Below are 20,403 nucleotides of genomic sequence, written 5' to 3'. Positions count from 1 at the left end.
TCTCGGCTTCGCTCGACTGGGGGAGGGTAGGGGCGGCGGGGGCGACGGAAAATCACTCCAGCAAGCCCAAGCGCAGCGCGCTCGTGACCGCCGCCGTCCGGTCGTCGACCCCCAGTTTTCCGAACGCCCGCAGCAAGTGCGTCTTCACCGTCGACTCCCCGATGAACAACCGCCGCCCGATCTCCGCGTTGGTGCACCCGTCGGAGACGAGCCGCAGCACCGCCACCTCCCGCGCGGACAACCGCGGCCGCTCCGGCCTCGTACGCAGCTGGTCCACCAGCCGCGCGGCGACCGACGGCGCCAGGACGGTCTCCCCGCGAGCAGCGGCCCGTACCGCGTCCGCCAGTTCACCCCGCGGCAGATCCTTGAGCAGATACCCCGCGGCCCCCGCCTCGACGGCCCGCAGGATGTCCCGGTCGGTCTCGTACGTGGTGAGCACCACGATCCGGCACGGCAGCCCCGCCTCGGTCATCCGGAGGATCGAGTCGACGCCCCCGCCGCCGGGCATCCGCAGGTCCATCAGGACGATGTCCGGCCGGAGTTCAGCCGCCAGGGCCTCGGCCTGAGGCCCGCTGGAGGCGTCGGCCACCACGTCGAGATCGGGTTCGGCGCTGAGCATCGCGCGCAGCCCCTCGCGCACGACGGGATGATCGTCGGCGAGGACGATCCGGATCACGGGGTACCCCTTTCGAGTGGTGCGAGTGGTACGAGTGGTGTGAGCGGTACGGGGAGCCGGACCGTGACCGTCGTGCCCTCGCCGGGCGCGCTGCGGACCACCGTCGTCCCGCCCACCTCGGCGGCCCGCGCCCGCAGCCCCACGAGCCCGTAACCGCCGGACGGCAGGGAGGGATCGAAGCCGCACCCGTCGTCGCCCACGCGCACCGAGAGTTCCTCGGGGGAGTAGATCAGCCTGATGTCGACCGCCGCAGAACTGCCCGCGTGTTTACGGGCGTTGGACAGCGCCTCCTGACAGGCGCGCAGGACGACGACCTCCGTCGCGGCGGGCAGCGCGCGCACCGGTCCTGACACGGTCACCGATGCCTCGTGCCGTGCGGCGAGCCGGCGCAGCGCGTCGGGCAGAGACGCCCCGTCGAGGTCGGCGGGCGTACCACCGGCGACCAGGGCCCGCGCCTCGGCGAGGTTCTGGCGTGCGGTCCCTTCCATCAGCGCCAGATGCCGGCGGGCCTTCGCCACGTCGGAGCGGTCCAGTTCCGCCTCCACCGCCTGCGTGAGCATCAGCAGACTCGTGAAGCCCTGCGCGAGCGTGTCGTGGATCTCCCGGGAGAGGCGCTCCCGCTCGGCCAGCGCGCCGTGAGCGGCCGAGAGCCGCGCCAGTTCGTGGCGGCTGGCGTCCAGTTCGGCGATCAGCGTGGCCCGGTCCTGGCTCTGCTCGATGACCCGGATGATCCAGGTGCCGACGGCCGCCGAGAAGACGAGGGTGACCACGGCGAACACCGAGTTGAAGAAGACGGCGTGGTCACTGGGCCACCACAGCAGCGCCCAGCCCACCACCGGCGCGAGGTTGATGACGACGACCGCGGCCAGGGCCCGGGGCAGGCACAGTGCCATGAAGCACGGCGGGACGAGCGCGAAGGTCATCAGCCGGGTCTCGCCGACCAGGATCGCCGAGGGGAGGAACAGCGCCAGGCATCCGGCGAGGAAGGCGAGGGCCCGCCGCTCGTCGGGCGGTTCGCTCCTGAGGACGGGGCGGCCCACCAGGACGTACCAGGGGACCAGCGGGACCAGCAGGGCCGCGGCGACGACGCGGGTGTGCCACCCCGGGAAGTCCGTGCCGAGCACGAACACCAGGGTGGCCGCCCACACCACGGCGAAGTACGAGTCCCAGAGCCGGAAGGAACGGTCCCAGGTGTAGGCGCCGTCGCCGTGGTCCATGGCTGTGCCGCTCATCCGTCGCGGCGGGTTTTCCAGCGGAAGGTCAGCAGGCACAGCAGCAATCCTCCGACGCACCATGCCCCGAGCACCAGCGCGATGCGCCCGAACTCCCAGCTGCCCGCCTGCTCCAGGACCTGTGCCGACTCCGGCAGGAACACCCCGCGCAGCCCCTGGCACATCCACTTCAGCGGGAACACCGCGCTGATGTCGAGCATCCAGTCCGGGATGGTGCCGATGGAGATGTAGACCCCGGAGATGAACTGCAGGACCAGGAAGGGCAGGACGACCACGGAGGTGGCGCTCTTGCCGGTCTTCGGGACCGAACTGATCGCGATGCCCAGCAGGGCGCACGCCGTCAGGCCCAGCAGGAAGATCCAGCCGAAGTCCAGCCACCTCATGGCGTCCGAGGGCAGCTCCACGTCGTAGAACGTGATGCCCACGAGAAGCAGGATCACCGTCTCCAGGAACCCGGTGACGAGAACCAGCCAGATCTTCCCGATGAAGTACGCGGCCGGCGGCATCGGAGTCCCGCGCAGCCGCCGCAGCACCTTCTCGTCCCGCTCGATCGCGATCGAGATGCCGAGCGACTGGAAGCTGGTCGTCATGATGCCCGCGGCCATCATCGCCGGTACGTACAGCTGCGAGGCGGTGACGCCCGCGCCCGTCACGTCGTCGCTGAAGATCGACGCGAAGAGGAAGAGGAACACGATGGGGAAGGCGAAGGTGAAGACCACCTGGTCGCGCAGCCGGAAGAACTGCTTGATCTCCAGGGCGCCCCGGTGGAACCCGAGCCGCCAGGCCGCCGGCAGCCGCCGCGGACCGCCCTCCCGCGTGCGCACCCGTTCCGTCGTCGTGGTCATCGCGTGCCCTCCTGGCCCGTGAGCCGCAGATAGACGTCCTCCAGGGTCGGGCGGGCCACCCGCAGCCCCGGTATCTCCCCGTCGAAGCGGTGCATCAGCTCGGCGACCGTGCGCGTGGGCGTGCCGGTGCGTTCGGTGCGGGGCGAGCCGTCGGAGTCCGTCCACCCGACGACGGCCTCGGTACCGAAGCGGTCGCGCAGCTCCGCCGGTTCGCCCTCGGCCACGACCAGCCCGCGCGCGATCACCGCGAGCCGGTCCGCGAGGGCCTCCGCCTCCTCCAGGTAGTGCGTGGTCAGCAGGATCGTGGTGCCCTCGTCCGCGAGCCTGCGGATCAGCTCCCAGAACTGCCGCCGGGCCGCCGGGTCGAAACCGGTCGTGGGCTCGTCCAGGAGCAGCAGGTCGGGACCGCCGATCACCCCGAGCGCCACGTCGAGCCGGCGCCGCTGGCCGCCCGAGAGCGCCTTGATCCGGCTGCCCGTCTTCTGCTCAAGACCCACCAGGCCTATGACCTCTTCCGGGTCGCGCGGCCTCGGGTAGTAGCGCGCGAAATGACGGACCGTTTCGCCCACCGTCAACTCGGGGGGCGCGGATTCGTCCTGCCAGACGATGCCGACCCGCGAACGCCACGCGCGCGTGGCGTTCACCGGATCCGTGCCGAGCACCGAGACCTCGCCCGCGTCGCGGGAACGGTTGCCCTGAAGGATCTCCACCGTGGTGCTCTTGCCCGCGCCATTGGGTCCGAGCAGGCCGAACACCTCGCCCTGCCGGATACCGAGATCGATGCCGTCGACGGCGGTGATGTCGCCGTACTGCTTGCGCAGCCCCCGTACGTCGACCGCGAGTTCGTTCGCGTGTGCTGTCATGCGAACGAGCGTCCCGCCGAAGCGAGCGTTCCGGGACGACCGCACGTACTTCCTTATGTCCATCGAACGGTGGACACACGCGCGTGTGCGGCACAATGACCGTGCCCGGAAGGTCCTCTCAAGCTACGGAAACGGCGTGATGAGCAAGACGACAGTCAGGGAAGGCGTCTCCACCGATCAGGGAGCCGCGGGAGTCCCACGGACCGTGGGCGGCGGGCGTTTCCTCGCCCTGCTGCTGATGGTCACGGGCGCGGCCGGGCTGCTGGCCTCGTGGGTCATCACCATCGACAAGTTCAAGCTGCTGGAGGACCCGAACTTCACGCCGGGCTGCAGCCTGAACCCGGTCGTCTCCTGCGGCAACATCATGAAGAGCGACCAGGCCTCCGTCTTCGGGTTCCCCAACCCGATGATGGGCCTCGTGGCGTACGGCATCGTGATCGCCGTCGGTGTGAGCCTGCTCGGCCGGGCGACCTACCCGCGCTGGTACTGGCTGACCTTCAACGCGGGCACGTTGTTCGGCGTCGGATTCGTGACCTGGCTGCAGTACCAGTCGCTGTACAACATCAACTCGCTCTGCCTGTGGTGCTGCCTCGCCTGGGCCGCGACGATCATCATGTTCTGGGCCGTCACCTCGCACAACGTCCGCAACGGCCTGCTCCCCGCGCCCGGCTGGCTGAAGGGGTTCCTCGACGAGTTCGCCTGGGTGCTGCCGGTCCTGCACATCGGGGTCATCGGCATGCTGATCCTGACGCGCTGGTGGGACTTCTGGACCAGCTGACGCGACCGGCGGTACGACCTGCGGTGCGACCGGCGCAGCCCTTGCGGGAACCCGCGGAACCCTTGCGGGGCAAGGGCCCGGCCGCGTTGTCAGTGGGGTGACATAGGGTTTCGACCGTGGAGCCCGACCTGTTTACCGCCGCAGCCGAGGAACGCCAGGAGAAGGACCCCTCCGGGAGCCCCCTGGCCGTCCGGATGCGCCCGCGCACCCTCGACGAGGTCGAGGGCCAGCAGCATCTGCTGAAGCCGGGCTCACCCCTGCGCAGACTCGTCGGCGAGGGCGGCGGCGGCCCGGCCGGACCCTCCTCGGTGATCCTCTGGGGCCCGCCCGGCACCGGCAAGACGACCCTGGCGTACGTGGTCTCCAAGGCGACGAACAAGCGCTTCGTGGAGCTCTCCGCGATCACCGCGGGCGTCAAGGAGGTCCGCGCGGTCATCGAGGGCGCCCGCCGGGCCACCGGGGGGTACGGCAAGGAGACCGTCCTCTTCCTCGACGAGATCCACCGCTTCAGCAAGGCCCAGCAGGACTCCCTGCTGCCGGCCGTGGAGAACCGCTGGGTGACGCTGATCGCGGCGACCACGGAGAACCCGTACTTCTCGATCATCTCCCCGCTGCTGTCCCGCTCGCTGCTCCTCACCCTCGAACCGCTCACGGACGACGACCTGCGCGGGCTGCTCCGCCGGGCGCTCACCGACGAGCGAGGCCTCAAGGGGGCCCTCACCCTCCCCGAGGAGAGCGAGGAGCACCTGCTGAGGATCGCCGGCGGCGACGCGCGGCGCGCCCTCACCGCCCTGGAGGCCGCCGCCGGAGCGGCGCTCGACAAGAAGGACGCCGAGATCTCCCTCCAGACCCTGGAGGAGACCGTCGACCGGGCCGCGGTGAAGTACGACCGCGACGGCGACCAGCACTACGACGTGGCCAGCGCCCTGATCAAGTCGATCAGGGGCTCGGACGTCGACGCGGCACTGCACTACCTGGCCCGGATGATCGAGGCCGGCGAGGACCCCCGCTTCATCGCCCGTCGGCTGATGATCTCCGCCAGCGAGGACATCGGCCTGGCCGATCCGAACGCCCTGCCGGTGGCGGTCGCCGCCGCCCAGGCCGTCGCCATGATCGGCTTCCCCGAGGCCGCGCTCACCCTCAGCCACGCCACCATCGCCCTCGCCCTGGCCCCGAAGTCGAACGCCGCGACGACGGCGATCGGCGCCGCCATGGAGGACGTACGCAAGGGCCACGCGGGCCCCGTGCCGATGCACCTGCGGGACGGGCACTACAAGGGCGCGGCCAAGCTCGGCCACGCACAGGGGTACGTGTATCCGCACGACCTCCCCGAAGGCATCGCCGCCCAGCAGTACGCGCCCGAGGAACTGAAGGACCGGGAGTACTACACCCCGACCCGGCACGGCGCCGAGGCGCGCTACGCGGACGCGGTGGAATGGACCAGGAAACACCTCGGTCGAGGACGGTCCTGATCACCCTGTAGACTCTCCGCAGCGCTGCGTCCCGTGTCCGGCCTCCTTACACGAGGAAGTCGGCACCACCAGAACGGGACATGCAGTCGGAGCCCCCACCTCCGGGTGAGGAATCCAGGAGCGTCGCGCACCGTAGAAGGTGTCGCGGGCAGCCCACCACCCTTCCGGAATCCCGGGAAACGGTCGGTGGGCCACTCGCGTGCTGCACATGTGCCCAGCTCAGGGAGCGGCTGCCCAGCAGGTCCGTGAAGGACCCGAAGGGTTTCCCTGGCTGCGGATGCGACCTCCCCTAACCCTGGTGAAGCCGTATTCACATCAGAAATCACGAGGTGTTTGGTTCATGACGAACCAGTCCCGCCCCAAGGTCAAGAAGTCGCGTGCCCTCGGCATCGCGCTGACCCCGAAGGCCGTCAAGTACTTCGAGGCCCGCCCCTACCCGCCGGGCGAGCACGGCCGTGGCCGTAAGCAGAACTCGGACTACAAGGTCCGTCTGCTGGAGAAGCAGCGTCTGCGCGCGCAGTACGACGTGTCCGAGCGCCAGCTCGTCCGCGCCTACGAGCGTGCCGCCAAGACGCAGGGCAAGACCGGTGAGGCCCTGGTCATCGAGCTGGAGCGTCGTCTCGACGCCCTGGTTCTGCGTTCGGGCATCGCCCGCACGATCTACCAGGCCCGCCAGATGGTCGTGCACGGCCACATCGAGGTCAACGGCGGCAAGGTCGACAAGCCGTCGTTCCGCGTCAAGCCGGACGACGTCGTGATGGTCCGCGAGCGCAGCCGCAGCAAGACGCTGTTCGAGGTCGCCCGTGCCGGTGGGTTCGCCCCCGACGGTGAGACCCCGCGCTACCTCCAGGTGAACCTCGGCGCCCTGGCGTTCCGCCTGGACCGCGAGCCGAACCGCAAGGAGATCCCGGTGATCTGCGACGAGCAGCTCGTCGTCGAGTACTACGCCCGCTGATCAGGCGTACACAGCACCACCGGCCTCGCGCCTGCTCGTAGAGCGTCAGCCCGTCGTCTCCCCACCCTTGCGGGTGGGCGAGGCGGCGGGTTCTCGCATGTCCGGGGGTGCCGGGACGCCACGCGGCGCGGCCGACACGCCGAGTGCCTCCGGCCGGGTGCGGCCCAGCGCCCGGCCCACCGCCGCCTGCCGGCCCAGCCGCGCCCCGGCCCGTACGCACTCCTCGTACCGTTCGTCGCCCAGCCGCTCCCGAGCCATGGCCTCGCACTGCTCGTGCGGGGCGTTGTAGTAGGCCGAACCGAACAGGGGCAGGCCCACCGACGGCCACATCCGGGAGGCGGAGCCCTGGAGCACCGCCGCCTCGGCCGCGTCGCCCTCCGCCACGGTGACCAGCGCGAGCAGCTCCACCGCCAGGACCGTGCCGAGCAGGTCGTGGAAGGCATGGGTGATGTCCAGGCACTCCGTCAGCAGCTGCCGGGCGCCCGGCAGATCGCCCTCGGTCCAGGCCGCGTACGCCAGCACGAACAGCGCGTACGCCAGCGACCAGCGCTCCCCGTGGTCCACGCAGACCCGGCGCACCTCCTCGCACAGGCGCACCGCGTCCGGCAGCTCGCCCTGGAAGGCCAGCGCCATCGCCAGCTCCACCTGCGCCATCAGGACGTTGCTGTTCAGCTCGCCGATCTCGTGATAGCGGTCGAGCGCCGACCGCAGCAGGGTCTGCGCGCGGGGCATGTCGTCGGTGACGAGGGCCAGACAGCCGGTGCGGTGCTCGGCGTAGGCCAGCGCGGTCCGGTTCCCGGCGAGCTCCGCCGTCCGACGGCACTCGCCGAGCGCGGCGAACGCGGGCACGGTGTCGCCCTGGAGGATCGCCACATAGCCGAGCACCCACAGGGCCTTCAGCCGCGACCCCTCGTGCTCGGTGTCCAGGTCCAGACTGCGCTCCAGCCAGTGCCGCCCCTCCGACAGCCGCCCGCAGCCCACCCAGTAGAACCAGAGGGTCCCCGCGAGGTACTGGCCCAGATGCCCGTCGTCCGGCTCGCTCAGACAGTGCTCCAGGGCGCGGCGCAGATTCGGCAGCTCCGCCTCCACCCGCGCGGCCACCTCGCGCTGCCGCGGCGAGAACCAGTCCAGCTCGCCCCAGGTCGCCAGCCCCATGAACCAGTCGCGGTGCCGCCGCCGCAGCCGCGCCCCGTCGTCGGTGGCCTCCAGCCAGTCCGCGCCGTACGCCCGGATCGTGTCCAGCATCCGGTAGCGCACCCCCGCCGGCGTCTCCTCGCGGGTGATCACCGACTGGGCCAGCAGCTCGTGGAGCACGTCGAGGATGTTGTCGGGGTGCAGTCCGCCGCCCCCGCACACATACTCCACGGACTCCAGGTCGAACTGCCCGGCGAACACCGACAGCCGCGCCCACAGCAGCCGCTCCCGCGGTGTGCACAGCTCATGGCTCCAGCCGATCGCCGTACGCAGCGTCTGATGGCGCGGCAGCGTGTCGCGCCCACCGCCCGTCAGCAGCCGGAAACGGTCGTCCAGCCGGGCCAGCAACTGCGCGGGGGAGAGGGCCCGCAGTCGTCCCGCGGCCAGCTCCACGGCGAGCGGGACGCCGTCGAGCCGACGGCAGATCTCGTGGACGTCCGCGCGGTTGCCGTCGTGCAGCGTGAAACCCGGTGTGCCGGCGGCGGCGCGGTCCGCGAACAGCTCGGCCGCCTCCGGACCGGTCAGCGGCGCCAGCGGGAACACCCGCTCGCCCTCCACCGCGAGCGGCCTGCGCCCCACGGCGAGCACCCGCAGGCCCGCCGCGCGCCGCAGCAGCTCAGCGACCAGCGACGCGCACGCGTCGACCAGCTGCTCGAACCCGTCGAGCACGAGCAGGAGCTGCCGCTCGGCGAGATGGTCGAGCAGGACCTGGCGCGGCGGTCGCGAGGTGTGATCCGTCAGCCCCAGCGCCTCCACGACCGCGTACTCGACGAGGCCCGGCTCGCGCAGCTCGGCCAGCTCCACCCGCCACACCCCGTCGTCAGGACGGAGCCGGGCCGCCGCATGCGCCGCCAGCCGCGACTTGCCGACCCCGCCCGGGCCCGTCACCGTCACCAGCCGCGCGGTGCCGAGGGCCGCGTCGAGTCGCGTCAGTTCGGCCGCGCGGCCCACGAACGCGTTGAGCTCCAGGGGCAGATTGCCGGCCCGGTGACCGCCCGCCCCCGCACCGGAGGGCCGAGAACCCTGAGAAGACCGCATGAGCAACGGAGCGTACCCATCCATGAGCACTCCGTACAATCGCTTCGCGCGAGGACTGTCGCGGCGGGCGGTAATCCGGTACGGAGCCCCGGCCCCGGCGCGATAGGGTCGGAGGACGACTTTTCGATGGTGAGGCACGAGTTCAGGGAGCGGGTGCGCAGTGTCCGGTGGTGAGGTGGCCGGGATCCTGGTGGCCGTCTTCTGGGCGATCCTGGTCTCCTTCCTCGCGGTGGCACTCGCGAGGCTGGCCCAGACGCTCAGGGCGACCACCAAGCTCGTCGCGGACGTGACCGAACAGACGGTCCCGCTCCTCGCGGACGCCTCCGCGGCCGTGCGCTCCGCGCAGACCCAGATCGAGCGGGTCGACGCCATCGCAGCGGACGTCCAGGAGGTCACGTCGAACGCGTCGGCGCTCTCCTCGACCGTCGCCTCGACCTTCGGCGGCCCCCTGGTGAAGGTGGCGGCGTTCGGCTACGGCGTGCGCCGGGCCATGGGCGGCCGCCGCGAGGACGAGCCCGCCAAGCCCACGCGACGCACCGTGATCGTGGGCCGCACCGTCCCGTCGGCGCGACGGGGAAAGCGGAAGAAGGACTGACGCAGCGATGTTCCGCCGTACGTTCTGGTTCACCGCGGGCGCAGCCGCCGGTGTGTGGGCCACCACCAAGGTCAACCGCAAGATCAAGCAGCTGACGCCCGAGAGCCTCGCGGCCAGAGCCGCCGACAAGGCGATCGAGGCCGGCCACCGCGTCAAGGACTTCGCACTCGACGTCCGGGACGGCATGGTCCAGCGCGAGGCGGAACTCGGCGAGGCGCTCGGACTGAACGCCGACCCCGAACTGGCCTCCCCGCGCCGCCTCGCCGCCCTGGAGAGCGGCGAGGACCCGCAGCGCGGCGGGACCCCGAAGTACAGCAAGAACCCGACGTACGTCGAGAGGTCGACGTACTCGTACAACCGGAATGAGGACCACTGATGGAGTCGGCCGAGATTCGTCGCCGCTGGTTGAGCTTCTTCGAGGAGCGCGGGCACACCGTCGTCCCTTCGGCGTCGCTCATCGCGGACGACCCGACTCTGCTCCTGGTCCCGGCCGGCATGGTCCCCTTCAAGCCGTACTTCCTCGGTGAGGTCAAGCCCCCCTTCGCCCGCGCCACCAGCGTCCAGAAGTGCGTCCGTACGCCGGACATCGAAGAGGTCGGCAAGACCACCCGGCACGGCACGTTCTTCCAGATGTGCGGCAACTTCTCCTTCGGCGACTACTTCAAGGAAGGCGCCATCAAGTACGCCTGGGAGCTGCTGACCAGCCCCCAGGACAAGGGTGGTTACGGCCTGGAGCCGGAGAAGCTCTGGATCACCGTGTACCTGGAGGACGACGAGGCCGAGCGCATCTGGCACGAGGTCGTCGGCGTCCCCAAGGAGCGCATCCAGCGCCTGGGCAAGAAGGACAACTACTGGTCCATGGGCGTCCCGGGCCCCTGCGGCCCGTGTTCCGAGATCAACTACGACCGCGGCCCCGAGTTCGGCGCCGAGGGCGGCCCCGCCGTCAACGACGAGCGGTACGTGGAGATCTGGAACCTCGTCTTCATGCAGTACGAGCGCGGCGAGGGCACCTCGAAGGAGGACTTCGAGATCCTCGGCGACCTGCCGAGCCAGAACATCGACACCGGTCTCGGCCTCGAACGCCTCGCCATGATCCTGCAGGGCGTGCAGAACCTGTACGAGATCGACACCTCGATGGCCGTCATCAGGAAGGCCACCGAACTGACCGGTGTCGAGTACGGCGCCGCCCACGGCTCCGACGTCTCCCTGCGTGTGGTCACCGACCACATGCGGACGTCCGTGATGCTCATCGGCGACGGCGTCTCCCCGGGCAACGAGGGCCGCGGCTACGTGCTGCGCCGCATCATGCGCCGCGCCATCCGCAACATGCGGCTGCTCGGCGCCACCGGCCCGGTCGTCCAGGACCTCGTCGACGTCGTCATCGACATGATGGGCCGGCAGTACCCGGAGCTGGTCTCCGACCGCAAGCGCATCGAGACCGTCGCCCTCGCCGAGGAGGCCGCCTTCCTCAAGGCGCTGAAGGGCGGCACCAACATCCTCGACACCGCCGTCACGGAGACCAAGGCCTCCGGCGGCACGGTCCTCTCCGGAGACAAGGCCTTCCTGCTCCACGACACCTGGGGCTTCCCGATCGACCTCACCCTGGAGATGGCCTCCGAACAGGGCCTGTCCGTGGACGAGGACGGCTTCCGGCGCCTGATGAAGGAGCAGCGGGAGCGCGCCAAGGCCGACGCCAAGGCCAAGAAGACCGGGCACGCCGACATGGGCGCCTACCGCGAGATCGCCGACGCCGCCGGTGAGACCGACTTCATCGGCTACACCAGCACCGAGGGCGAGTCCACGGTCGTCGGCATCCTCGTCGACGGCGCCTCCTCGCCCGCCGCCACCGAGGGTGACGAGGTCGAGATCGTCCTCGACCGGACCCCGTTCTACGCCGAGGGCGGCGGCCAGATCGGTGACACCGGCCGCATCAGGATCGACACCGGTGCCGTGATCGAGGTCCGCGACTGCCAGAAGCCGGTCCCCGGGGTGTACGTCCACAAGGGCGTCGTCCAGGTCGGCGAGGTGACCGTCGGCGCCAAGGCGCAGGCCGTCATCGACGTGCGCCGCCGCACGGCCATCGCCCGCGCCCACTCGGCCACCCACCTGACCCACCAGGCCCTGCGTGACGCCCTCGGCCCGACGGCCGCCCAGGCCGGTTCCGAGAACCAGCCCGGCCGCTTCCGCTTCGACTTCGGCTCCCCGTCCGCCGTGCCCACGGCCGTGATGACGGACGTCGAGCAGAAGATCAACGAGGTGCTCACCCGCGACCTCGACGTGCACGCCGAGATCCTCAGCATCGACGAGGCCAAGAAGCAGGGCGCCATCGCCGAGTTCGGCGAGAAGTACGGCGAGCGTGTGCGCGTGGTGACCATCGGCGACTTCTCCAAGGAGCTGTGCGGCGGCACTCACGTGCACAACACCGCCCAGCTCGGCCTGGTCAAGCTGCTCGGCGAGTCGTCGATCGGTTCGGGCGTACGCCGTATCGAGGCCCTGGTGGGTGTCGACGCCTACAACTTCCTCGCCCGCGAGCACACGGTCGTCGCCCAGCTCCAGGAGCTGATCAAGGGCCGTCCGGAGGAGCTCCCGGAGAAGGTCTCCGCCATGCTCGGCAAGCTGAAGGACGCCGAGAAGGAGATCGAGAAGTTCCGCGCGGAGAAGGTCCTCCAGGCCGCCGCCGGTCTCGCCGGCTCCGCCAAGGACGTGCAGGGCATCGCCCTGGTCACCGGGCAGGTCCCGGACGGCACGGGCGCCGACGACCTGCGCAAGCTGGTCCTCGACGTACGCGGCCGTATCCAGGGCGGACGGGCCGTCGTGGTCGCCCTGTTCACCACTGTCAACGGCAAACCGCTCACCGTCATCGCCACCAACGAGGCCGCCCGTGAGCGCGGTCTCAAGGCCGGTGAACTGGTCCGTACGGCCGCCAAGACCCTCGGTGGCGGCGGTGGCGGCAAGCCCGACGTGGCCCAGGGCGGCGGTCAGAACCCGGCCGCCATCGGTGAGGCCGCCGACGCCGTCGAGCGGCTTGTGGCCGAGACCGCCAAGTGAGCGACGGCGAGCGGGTCATGCGCCGCGGCCGGCGGCTCGCCATCGATGTCGGGGACGCCCGGATCGGGGTCGCCTCCTGCGACCCCGACGGGATTCTCGCCACGCCGGTGGAGACCGTGCCGGGACGTGACGTCCCGGCCGCCCACCGGCGGCTGCGGCAACTCGTCGAGGAGTACGAGCCGATCGAGGTCGTCGTGGGGCTCCCTCGCTCCCTCAAGGGGGGCGAGGGCCCGGCCGCGGTCAAGGTCCGCGCGTTCGCACAAGAACTCGCACGCGCGATCGCACCCGTGTCGGTGCGCCTCGTGGACGAGAGGATGACCACAGTGACGGCCAGTCAGGGACTGCGCGCCTCGGGCGTGAAGTCCAAGAAGGGCAGATCGGTCATCGACCAGGTCGCAGCCGTGATCATTCTCCAACAGGCGCTGGAGTCCGAACGGGTGTCAGGTACATCTCCGGGCGAGGGCGTCGAAGTGGTCATCTGATCGCGGTACGGTAACGTTCCGCGCGATGCGGTGGTGTTCGAATAGCTTCCGCACAGGAGAAGAGGCGACGGAAGCCCAGCCACCGCGCGACCACCGCCTCGCGGCTCTAGGGGATCGATGACTGAGTATGGCCGGGGCCCAGGCTCCGAACCGTGGCATCCCGAGGACCCGTTGTACGGGGACGGCGGATGGGGAGGACAGGAGGCCCACGCGGCCCAGTCCCCCTACGGCGGCCAGCCGCAGCACTATCCGGAGCAGCCGCAGCAGCCGCAGTACGGCGACTGGGGCACGAGCCAGCAGGCCGACTACGACCAGGGGCAGCAGCAGTACGCCCAGGGACAGCAGCAGCACTACGTCCAGGGGCAGCAGCAGTACGGCGGTCATTCTCCGCAGCAGTACAACGACCAGGGTGGGCAGGGCTACCCCCATCAGGGTGGCGGACAGTACGACCAGAACGGTCAGCAGTACGACCAGAACGGCCAGCCGTACAACGGCGGCGGCTGGGACGCGGGCCAGCAGTACCAGCAGCAGCAACAAGCCCCGTACGGCGGTGACCCGAACGATCTCTACGGCGGCCAGGCCGTGGCGTACAACGGCGGGCAGCCCGACTACTACGGGACCCCGGACGCCTACCCCCCGCCGGAGCCACCGAGCCGTCGCCGCGCCGAACCGGAACCCGAAGCGGAACCGGAATCGCAGCGCACCGACTGGGACCCGGGACCGGACCAGGGCGAACACGCGTTCTTCTCGGGTGAGGACGACGACGAGGACGACACCGACGACGACCCGCAGAACCGCCGCCGTGGCAAAGGCGGTAAGGGCGGCAAAGGCGGTAAGGGAAGCAAGGGCAAAGGCGAGAAGAAGAGCAAGAACGGCTGCGCCTGCCTCGTGGTCTCCCTCGTCCTTCTCTCGGTGGGCGGTGGCGTCACCTATTTCGGCTACCAGTTCTATCAGAGCCGTTTCGGTTCGGCCCCCGACTACGCGGGCGAAGGAACCGGCGGCCAGGTGACGGTCGTCATTCCCAAGGGCGCCTTCGGATCGGTGATCGGCCAGAAACTGAAGGCGGCCGGCGTCGTCAAGAGCGTGGACGCCTTCGTGGCGGCCCAGGCGCAGAACGAGAACGGCGACAAGATCCAGGCGGGTTCCTATCTGCTGAAGAAGCAGATGTCCGCGGAAAGCGCTGTCGCGCTGATGCTCGATCCCAAGAGCCAGAACAATCTGGTCGTCAGGGAGGGGCAGCGCAACGTCACGGTGTACGAAGCGATCGACAAACAGCTCGATCTCTCCAAGGGCACCACCGCGGACGTCGCCAAGAAGAAGTACAGGAGCCTCGGGCTGCCGGACTGGGCGAACGACGACAGCGACATCAAGGATCCGCTGGAAGGATTCCTCTATCCGGCGACCTATCCCGCCGACAAGAACATGAAGCCCGAGACCGTCCTGAAGGACATGGTCGCGCAGGCCAACAAGGAGTACGCCAAGTACGACCTGGAGGCGAAGGCCAAGGACCTCGGCCTTGAGGACCCGCTGCAGGTCGTCACGGTCGCCAGCCTCGTCCAGGCCGAGGGCATCACGCACGACGACTTCAAGAAGATGGCGTCCGTCGTCTACAACCGGCTGAAGCCGACGAACGACGTCACCAACCAGAAGCTCGAATTCGACTCGACGTACAACTACCTCAAGGGTCAGAGCAAGATCGATATCTCGGTCGCCGAGATCCGCAACTTCGACGACCCGTACAACACGTACTTCTACAAGGGTCTTCCGCCCGGACCGATCGGGAATCCCGGCGACGAGGCGCTGCGGGCGGCGCTGAAGCCCGACGGCGGTGCGTGGATGTTCTTCATCTCCATCGACGGCAAGAAGACGGACTTCACCAAGACCCTGGCCGAGCACGAGAAGTTGGTTCAGAAATTCAATGAGCGGCGCAACAAGGACTGACGGGGACCGGCGGTGCCGAGCCGCCGTTCTCGGTTCCCCGATCGGCCATTCCCTTTCCCCGGTGCTGCATCGCGCCGCGTACGGGGAACTGGGTCTGCACGACTGGTCGTACGACCGTTTTGAGATCGACGAGGCGGCGCTGCCCGCATTCATCGGGAAACTCGGTCCCGAATGGGCCGGACTCTCGCTGACCATGCCGCTCAAGCGGGCGGTCATTCCGCTGCTCGACGAGGTCAGTGAGACCGCGGCCTCCGTCGAGGCCGTGAACACGGTGGTGTGCACCGAGGACGGCCGCCGCGTCGGCGACAACACCGACATCCCCGGGATCGTCGCCGCCCTGCGCGAGCGTGGCATCGAACAAGTGGAATCCGCGGCGATCCTCGGCGCGGGCGCCACCGCCTCCTCCGCGCTGGCCGCGCTCGCCCGTGTCTGCACGGGCGAGGTCGTCGCGTACGTCCGCAGCGAGGCGCGCGCCGCCGAGATGCGGCAGTGGGGCGAACGGCTCGACATCGAGGTGCGTACCGCGGACTGGTCGGACGCCGGACAGGCGCTGCGCGCGCCCCTGGTGATCGCCACCACCCCGGCGGGCACCACCGACGCCCTCGCCCCGTCCGTCCCCGAACGGCCCGCCACCCTCTTCGACGTCCTGTACGACCCCTGGCCGACCGACCTGGCGGCCCGCTGGTCCGCCTACGGAGGCGCCGTCGTCAGCGGGCTCGACCTGCTTGTACACCAGGCGGTGCTGCAAGTCGAGCAGATGACGGGCCTGGCTCCCGCCCCGGTCGACGCCATGCGGACGGCGGGGGAGAAGTCGCTCGCGGCCCGCCAGGACGGCCGATAGGATCCGGCTTTCGATTCCGCGGGGGGCGGGGTCGGGCGTATCTGAACATCGGGGGACAGATCCATGTACGTGACAGAGGCGTCCTGGAAGTCGGAGATATTCCAGTCCGTGGTGGGCTTCCTGCCGGACTGGGCACAGGGCACCGCGCTGGGGCTCTTCGTGCTCGCCGTCCTGACACCCTGGGCGCTCCGGACGAGGCGCAAGTTCGTCTACCACCGGGCGGTCCGCACGGGGCGGCCCATCCCCGAGTCGGCACGGTACGCACAGGGCCGCGGCGCGGACCACCTGGGCTCGTACGCCCCGCTGCCCCGGCAGGACGACCCCGCGGCGTGACTCGTACCGCCACCACGGCGTGAGCGGGGCGCGTCCGCCAGATGGACCTGGGGCCGGGCGCAGGGCGCGGACGTGGGAGGATCGGAGACGGCGGGCCCGGGCCGCGCACCCGGTCGCGCCGTCGCCGTACGCGAGGACGCGTGTACGCAGCAGCGTGTCCGTAGGAACAGGACACCGCACCAGGGCGCGAGCATGAGGAGCACCGTTGAGCAGGTTGCGCTGGCTGACCGCCGGGGAGTCCCACGGTCCGGCACTTGTGGCGACGCTGGAGGGTCTTCCCGCCGGCGTGCCGATCACCACGGAGATGGTGGCGGACCACCTGGCCCGGCGGCGCCTGGGTTATGGGCGCGGCGCGCGGATGAAGTTCGAGCGCGACGAGGTCACCTTCCTGGGCGGTGTCCGGCACGGACTGACCCTCGGCTCGCCGGTCGCGGTGATGGTCGGCAACACCGAGTGGCCCAAGTGGGAACAGGTCATGGCGGCCGACCCGGTCGACCCGCAGATCCTCGCCGAGCTGGCCCGCAACGCCCCGCTGACCCGGCCGAGGCCCGGCCACGCCGACCTCGCCGGGATGCAGAAGTACGGCTTCGACGAGGCACGGCCGATCCTGGAGCGGGCCTCGGCGCGGGAGACCGCGGCGCGGGTGGCGCTGGGCGCGGTGGCGCGCTCGTACCTGAAGGAGACGGCCGGCATCGAGGTCGTCTCGCACGTGGTGGAGCTGGCGGCGGCGAAGGCCCCCTACGGCGTCTACCCGACCCCCAACGACGTAGAGAAGCTGGACGCGGACCCGGTGCGCTGCCTGGACGCGGACGCGTCGAAGGCGATGGTCGCGGAGATCGACCAGGCCCACAAGGACGGCGACACGCTCGGCGGCGTCGTCGAGGTGCTGGCGTACGGGGTGCCGGTGGGCCTCGGTTCGCACGTGCACTGGGACCGGCGCCTCGACGCCCGTCTTGCGGCGGCGCTGATGGGCATCCAGGCGATCAAGGGCGTGGAGGTCGGGGACGGCTTCGACCTCGCGCGCGTACCCGGCTCCAAGGCGCACGACGAGATCGTCCAGACCGACGAGGGCATCCGGCGCACCTCGGGCCGCTCCGGCGGCACCGAGGGCGGGCTGACCACGGGCGAACTGCTGCGCGTACGGGCGGCGATGAAGCCCATCGCCACGGTGCCGCGGGCCCTGGCGACCATCGACGTGGCGACCGGCGAGGCCACCAAGGCGCACCACCAGCGCTCGGACGTGTGCGCGGTGCCCGCGGCCGGGATCGTCGCCGAGGCGATGGTCGCACTGGTTCTCGCGGACGCGGTGGCGGAGAAGTTCGGCGGCGACAGCGTGCCGGAGACCCGGCGCAACGTGCAGTCGTACCTGAAGAACCTGGTCGTGCGGTGACCGGTCCCAGGATCGTGCTGGTCGGCCCCATGGGCGTCGGCAAGTCCACGGTCGGAGCGATGCTCGCACAGCGGCTCGGCTGCCACTTCCGGGACACCGACGAGGACATCGTGGCCGAGCAGGGCCGCACCATCGCGGACATCTTCGTGGAGGAGGGCGAAGCGGCCTTCCGCGCCCTGGAGAAGCAGGCCGTGCGGCGGGCGCTCGCCGGACACGAGGGCGTACTGGCCCTCGGTGGCGGCTCCATCCTCGACGAGGACACCCGGGCGCTGCTCGCCGGACAGCCCGTCGTGTACCTCTCCATGGACGTCGAGGAGGCCGTGCAGCGCACCGGCCTGAACGCGGCCAGGCCGCTGCTCGCGGTCAACCCGCGCCGGCAGTGGCGCGAACTCATGGACGCCCGACGCCCGTTGTACGCGGGGGTCGCGAGCGCCGTGGTGGCCACCGACGGCCGTACCCCCGAAGAGGTCACCCGAGCGGTCCTCGACGCACTGGAGTTGAAGGAAGCATGAACGAGGCAGTGACGCGGATCCACGTCGGCGGTACGGCGGGCAGCGAGCCGTACGAGGTCCTGGTAGGCCGCCAACTCCTCGGTGAGCTGGGGCAGTTGGTGGGGGAGAGGGCCAAGCGGGTCGCGGTCATCCACCCCGAGGCGCTCGCCGAGACCGGTGAGGCCCTTCGCGCGGACCTCGCCGAGCAGGGCTTCGAGGCCGTCGCCATCCAGGTGCCCAACGCGGAGGAGGCCAAGACCGCCGAGGTCGCCGCGTACTGCTGGAAGGCGCTCGGACAGTCCGGCTTCACCCGCACCGACGTGATCATCGGCGTCGGCGGCGGGTCCACCACCGACCTGGCGGGCTTCGTCGCGGCGACCTGGCTGCGCGGAGTGCGCTGGATCGCCATCCCCACCACCGTGCTGGCCATGGTGGACGCGGCGGTCGGCGGCAAGACCGGCATCAACACCGCCGAGGGCAAGAACCTCGTCGGCGCCTTCTACCCGCCCGTCGGCGTGCTGTGCGACCTCGCCGCGCTCGAATCGCTGCCGGTCCACGACTTCGTGTCCGGGCTCGCCGAGATCATCAAGGCCGGCTTCATCGCCGACCCGGAGATCCTCACCCTCATCGAGGCCGACCCGCAGGGCGCCCGTACGCCCGCCGGACCGCACACCGCCGAACTCATCGAGCGCTCCATCAGGGTCAAGGCCGAGGTCGTCTCCTCCGACCTCAGGGAGTCCGGGCTGCGGGAGATCCTCAACTACGGGCACACCCTCGCCCACGCCATCGAGAAGAACGAGCGCTACGAGTGGCGGCACGGCGCCGCGGTCTCGGTCGGTATGCACTTCGCCGCCGAACTGGGCCGTCTCGCGGGCCGCCTCGACGACGCGACCGCGGACCGGCACCGCACGATCCTGGAGTCCGTCGGGCTGCCGCTGACCTACCGCTACGACCAGTGGCCCAAGCTCCTGGAGAACATGAAGGTCGACAAGAAGTCCCGCGGCGACCTCCTGCGCTTCATCGTCCTAGACGGACTGGCCAAGCCGACCGTCCTGGAGGGCCCGGACCCGGCGGTGCTCCTCGCCGCGTACGGCGAAGTGGGCGTATAGCTCCCCCGGGGCGGCACTTGCGCCGATTCGCCTGTGCCGACGGGCACTTCAGGCCGTTCCCGGCCGTTCACCAAACGGCGGCCGGGGACGGTACCGTTCGGTAGGCGAGCGGGGCAGGTGCCCCGCTGCCAGCGCCCATTGCCTGTACGAGACGGAGTGGCACCGGATGCAGCACGCAGTGGGGTCTCCGCTGCCGCCGCCCCATCAGCCGGGGCACGGACCGGCCGCAGGCTGGTCGGGGGCCGCACCACACCCGGGACCGCACCACCCCGGTCCGCACGCCGGTGTCCCCGCGGGTCCGCCGCCGGGCTTCGCCGGAGCGCAGCCGGGACCCGCGGCCCCGCACCCGCCGGGCCTTCCTCACCCGCAGGGCCCTCCGCATCCGCCGGGACACCCGCCCGCGCCGCAGCACGCCGTCCCGCACCACGCTCCCGTGCCGCCCACGCCGGACACCACGGGCCATGTCCAGCTGCCGCCGGGCGGTCCCGTGCCGATGCCGAGCGCGCCGCCCGCGACCGGCGTCCCCGACCCGACGTCCACGACGCTCGCCGTGCTGCTCATCGGGCCGGCGGGCGCGGGCAAGACGAGCGTCGCCAAGTACTGGGCGGACCACCGCAGGGTGCCCACGGCGCACATCAGCCTGGACGACGTCCGCGAATGGGTGCGCTCGGGCTTCGCCGACCCGCAGTCGGGGTGGAACGACATGTCGGAGGCGCAGTACCGGCTGGCCCGCCGTACCTGCGGTTTCGCGGCCCGCAACTTCCTGGCCAACAACATCTCCTGCATCCTCGACGACGCCGTCTTCCCCGACCGGCCCGTGGTGGGCCTCGGCGGCTGGAAGCGGCACGTCGGACCCGGCCTGCTCCCGGTCGTCCTCCTGCCGGGCCTGGAGATAGTCCTGGAGCGCAACGCGGAACGCTCCGGAAACCGCCGCCTCACCGACGAGGAGGTGGCCCGTATCCACGGCCGGATGGCCGGCTGGTACGGCTCGGGCCTCCCCATCATCGACAACTCCCAACTGGACGTCCCCCAGACGGCCCAAGTCCTGGACGAGGTCCTCTCCCGCTCGATCGCCAGCCCACCCCAGTGGTAGCCCCCTGCTGAAAAACCCTTCGCAGTG

The 20,403-nt window shown here is 70.6% G+C and carries 19 protein-coding genes; 14 read left to right on the top strand and 5 right to left on the bottom strand.

Annotated elements, in window-relative coordinates; genetic code table 11:
* Positions 1 to 52: 52 nt before the first annotated feature.
* Genes C6Y14_RS28355 through C6Y14_RS28340 form a run of 4 tightly spaced genes read right to left on the bottom strand, consistent with a single transcriptional unit; the run spans position 53 to position 3,616 of the window.
* On the bottom strand, positions 53 to 676 hold the full coding sequence (locus C6Y14_RS28355; protein WP_107019689.1) for a response regulator: 624 nt from the start codon (positions 674 to 676) through the stop codon (positions 53 to 55).
* Entirely contained in the window at positions 673 to 1,893 is a 1,221-nt protein-coding gene (locus C6Y14_RS28350; RefSeq protein WP_225891328.1) for a sensor histidine kinase, read from the bottom strand. Before C6Y14_RS28350 ends, C6Y14_RS28355 begins: the two co-directional genes overlap by 4 nt.
* 11 nt (positions 1,894 to 1,904) lie before the next feature.
* Entirely contained in the window at positions 1,905 to 2,753 is an 849-nt protein-coding gene (locus C6Y14_RS28345; protein WP_107019687.1) for an ABC transporter permease, read from the bottom strand.
* Positions 2,750 to 3,616: an ABC transporter ATP-binding protein gene (locus tag C6Y14_RS28340; protein WP_107019686.1), complete on the bottom strand. Its 867-nt coding sequence runs from the start codon at positions 3,614 to 3,616 to the stop codon at positions 2,750 to 2,752. The genes C6Y14_RS28345 and C6Y14_RS28340 overlap by 4 nt, the downstream gene beginning before the upstream one ends.
* Before the next feature lie 139 nt (positions 3,617 to 3,755).
* Here C6Y14_RS28340 and C6Y14_RS28335 point away from each other — a divergent pair, with 139 nt between their 5' ends.
* From C6Y14_RS28335 to rpsD, 3 genes are all read left to right on the top strand, one after another.
* Positions 3,756 to 4,394, top strand: a complete 639-nt coding sequence (locus C6Y14_RS28335; protein WP_199854886.1) for a vitamin K epoxide reductase family protein — start codon at positions 3,756 to 3,758, stop codon at positions 4,392 to 4,394.
* Positions 4,395 to 4,510: 116 nt separating this feature from the next.
* Positions 4,511 to 5,866: a replication-associated recombination protein A gene (locus C6Y14_RS28330; protein ID WP_107019684.1), complete on the top strand. Its 1,356-nt coding sequence runs from the start codon at positions 4,511 to 4,513 to the stop codon at positions 5,864 to 5,866.
* A 340-nt stretch (positions 5,867 to 6,206) separates the two neighbouring features.
* Complete coding sequence (gene rpsD, locus C6Y14_RS28325) at positions 6,207 to 6,821, top strand: 30S ribosomal protein S4 (RefSeq protein WP_107019683.1); 615 nt, start codon at positions 6,207 to 6,209, stop codon at positions 6,819 to 6,821.
* A gap of 45 nt (positions 6,822 to 6,866) precedes the next feature.
* Here the strand turns inward: rpsD and C6Y14_RS28320 are convergent, their stop codons facing one another.
* Positions 6,867 to 9,053 (bottom strand): ATP-binding protein, encoded by a 2,187-nt coding sequence (locus C6Y14_RS28320; protein ID WP_107019682.1) that lies wholly within the window; start codon positions 9,051 to 9,053, stop codon positions 6,867 to 6,869.
* Positions 9,054 to 9,213: 160 nt separating this feature from the next.
* Here C6Y14_RS28320 and C6Y14_RS28315 point away from each other — a divergent pair, with 160 nt between their 5' ends.
* From C6Y14_RS28315 to C6Y14_RS28260, 11 genes are all read left to right on the top strand, one after another.
* Positions 9,214 to 9,648, top strand: coding sequence for a DUF948 domain-containing protein (locus tag C6Y14_RS28315; RefSeq protein ID WP_107019681.1), 435 nt, complete (start codon positions 9,214 to 9,216; stop codon positions 9,646 to 9,648).
* Between the two features lie 7 nt (positions 9,649 to 9,655).
* Positions 9,656 to 10,024 carry a DUF6167 family protein gene (locus C6Y14_RS28310; protein ID WP_107019680.1) on the top strand — a complete coding sequence of 123 codons (369 nt, stop codon included), beginning with the start codon at positions 9,656 to 9,658 and terminating at the stop codon, positions 10,022 to 10,024.
* A complete protein-coding gene (gene alaS, locus C6Y14_RS28305; RefSeq protein WP_107019679.1) occupies positions 10,024 to 12,696 on the top strand; it encodes an alanine--tRNA ligase in 2,673 nt (890 codons plus the stop codon). The genes C6Y14_RS28310 and alaS overlap by 1 nt, the downstream gene beginning before the upstream one ends.
* Positions 12,697 to 12,713: 17 nt before the next feature.
* The gene (ruvX, locus tag C6Y14_RS28300; RefSeq protein ID WP_107019871.1) at positions 12,714 to 13,178 is read left to right on the top strand and encodes a Holliday junction resolvase RuvX; all 465 of its coding nucleotides are present in this window, start codon (positions 12,714 to 12,716) and stop codon (positions 13,176 to 13,178) included.
* Between the two features lie 117 nt (positions 13,179 to 13,295).
* On the top strand, positions 13,296 to 15,119 hold the full coding sequence (gene mltG, locus C6Y14_RS28290) for an endolytic transglycosylase MltG (protein WP_107019678.1): 1,824 nt from the start codon (positions 13,296 to 13,298) through the stop codon (positions 15,117 to 15,119).
* Positions 15,097 to 15,960, top strand: a complete 864-nt coding sequence (locus tag C6Y14_RS28285) for a shikimate dehydrogenase (protein ID WP_107019677.1) — start codon at positions 15,097 to 15,099, stop codon at positions 15,958 to 15,960. The genes mltG and C6Y14_RS28285 overlap by 23 nt, the downstream gene beginning before the upstream one ends.
* Before the next feature lie 63 nt (positions 15,961 to 16,023).
* Positions 16,024 to 16,293, top strand: a complete 270-nt coding sequence (locus tag C6Y14_RS28280) for a hypothetical protein (protein ID WP_107019676.1) — start codon at positions 16,024 to 16,026, stop codon at positions 16,291 to 16,293.
* Between the two features lie 205 nt (positions 16,294 to 16,498).
* Positions 16,499 to 17,683, top strand: coding sequence for a chorismate synthase (aroC, locus tag C6Y14_RS28275; RefSeq protein WP_107019675.1), 1,185 nt, complete (start codon positions 16,499 to 16,501; stop codon positions 17,681 to 17,683).
* Positions 17,680 to 18,195, top strand: coding sequence for a shikimate kinase (locus C6Y14_RS28270; RefSeq protein WP_199854885.1), 516 nt, complete (start codon positions 17,680 to 17,682; stop codon positions 18,193 to 18,195). Before aroC ends, C6Y14_RS28270 begins: the two co-directional genes overlap by 4 nt.
* Positions 18,192 to 19,283, top strand: a complete 1,092-nt coding sequence (gene aroB, locus C6Y14_RS28265) for a 3-dehydroquinate synthase (protein ID WP_107019674.1) — start codon at positions 18,192 to 18,194, stop codon at positions 19,281 to 19,283. The genes C6Y14_RS28270 and aroB overlap by 4 nt, the downstream gene beginning before the upstream one ends.
* A gap of 166 nt (positions 19,284 to 19,449) precedes the next feature.
* Positions 19,450 to 20,376 (top strand): Pro-rich N-terminal domain-containing protein, encoded by a 927-nt coding sequence (locus tag C6Y14_RS28260; RefSeq protein ID WP_107019673.1) that lies wholly within the window; start codon positions 19,450 to 19,452, stop codon positions 20,374 to 20,376.
* Positions 20,377 to 20,403: the final 27 nt, after the last annotated feature.

The sequence above is a fragment of the Streptomyces dioscori genome (assembly GCF_003024195.1).
Classification (GTDB): domain Bacteria; phylum Actinomycetota; class Actinomycetes; order Streptomycetales; family Streptomycetaceae; genus Streptomyces; species Streptomyces dioscori.
Note: the sequence above shows the minus strand (reverse complement) of the source record. Positions and strands in the feature narration are given on the sequence as shown.